The following is a 1,272-nucleotide window of genomic DNA, read 5'->3' as shown; positions in this document are numbered from 1 at the left end:
GGCAACGCAGCGTTCATCAGTGCCGCCGCCCCATGCCACTTCAAGCTCACCCTGCGGCGGCATGCCGGCCAGATACACCTGGCCGTCATCGCCCACGATGCCCGTCACCGGTTTCCTCTCGTCCTGCCCCTTCAGGGTCACCATGCTGCCAAACGGCACGGGTTTGCCGTTACGGCTCAGCGTGACCAGCATCCGAAGACCGGTTCGCGTCGAAAAGGACGCCTTCACCACCGCGCCCCGGGTCGGCACCACGGTGCGGACCGCCTCTTCAACGTCTGTGTCATGACTGACACTCCTGTGGTTGCAGCGAATGTCACGTTCAGCATCAGTCATAGGTGTGCGTGAAGGTGACAGTGCCCGATGCCAGTCCCGGCTTCACCGGTACGGACACAGCGACGTAGCGCGCATGGAATTTGAGCTCCACCCGCGGTGCACCGCCCGTCAGGGCATAACTCCGCGTATTCTTATTTACCGGCACAGGCGTCCCGTCACGCTCGTAAATCCCTATACCCAGACCAATGGCAGAACCGGCACCGCCGTTGACCGCAAGCAGCGTCTGGTTTCCCGGGTCCTCCGTGCCCTGAAAGTTCAGCGTCACACCCTTTGCCGCCGGCCCGCAGCGCTCCAGCACAATGCTGAACGGGTTGGTGGTACCTGTGTCACCAGGGCGGAAGAAGGCCTTATGCCCCTCCGTCTCCATTTTAACCGTCAGACTCTGTGAGGACACAGAGACCACGCAGGTATTGTCCAGGATGCGTCCGGTGACGCTCACCTGCCCGGCCGCCAGCGCGAACGGGGTGGAGAGAACGGAGATGCCCCATATTAAGGCACGCAGGGCCGACGCTCTATTCATAGTCAACATCAAAAAATACCACCGCATCTGCCTTTCCTGCGCCCACAGCCGCGCCGCTGGCACGGTAGCGAAGACTGTAATCAAGAACCGCACTACCCGGCCCCACCGGATGACGAACCTGCGTACCGGGTACGATTTTCGCACCGGCCGCATCGAGAATTTCAATGCCAACACCTTTTGCCGCATCAGCCGCAGCGGTGAGGGCAATCAGCGTACGGTCCCGGGAGTCAAGGGTGCCGCTGAAGGTGACCTTCGCAGCTCGGATATTGGCCGTGCAGCGTTCCAGAGTGATGCTGAAAGGTTTTGACGGGGAGACATCACCGACCTTCAGAAAGTCAGCCACGCTGAACTGCCCCATATCAATACGCTGGCTGTTACTTGCAGGCTGCACAACGCAGGTCTCCGGCGTGATACGTCCG

The 1,272-nt window shown here is 60.9% G+C and carries 3 protein-coding genes; all 3 read right to left on the bottom strand.

Annotated elements, in window-relative coordinates; all coding sequences use genetic code 11:
- A partial coding sequence (locus SPG90_RS22330; RefSeq protein WP_322408406.1) for a FimD/PapC C-terminal domain-containing protein occupies positions 1 to 333 on the bottom strand: 333 nt, incomplete at its 3' end.
- Positions 326 to 862, bottom strand: coding sequence for a fimbrial protein (locus SPG90_RS22325; RefSeq protein WP_322408405.1), 537 nt, complete (start codon positions 860 to 862; stop codon positions 326 to 328). The genes SPG90_RS22325 and SPG90_RS22330, both read right to left, overlap by 8 nt.
- On the bottom strand, positions 846 to 1,272 hold a 427-nt coding region (locus tag SPG90_RS22320; protein WP_322408404.1), incomplete at its 5' end, for a fimbrial protein. The genes SPG90_RS22325 and SPG90_RS22320, both read right to left, overlap by 17 nt.

The organism is Enterobacter sp. D2, assembly GCF_034427575.1.
Classification (GTDB): domain Bacteria; phylum Pseudomonadota; class Gammaproteobacteria; order Enterobacterales; family Enterobacteriaceae; genus Enterobacter; species Enterobacter cloacae_M.
This window is presented reverse-complemented; position numbering and strand designations above follow the sequence as displayed.

Excerpts from the sequence above, each read along its gene's own strand:
- SPG90_RS22325 (WP_322408405.1), bottom strand. The coding sequence starts at position 862 with ATGTTGACTATGAATAGAGCGTCGGCCCTGCGTGCCTTAATATGGGGC.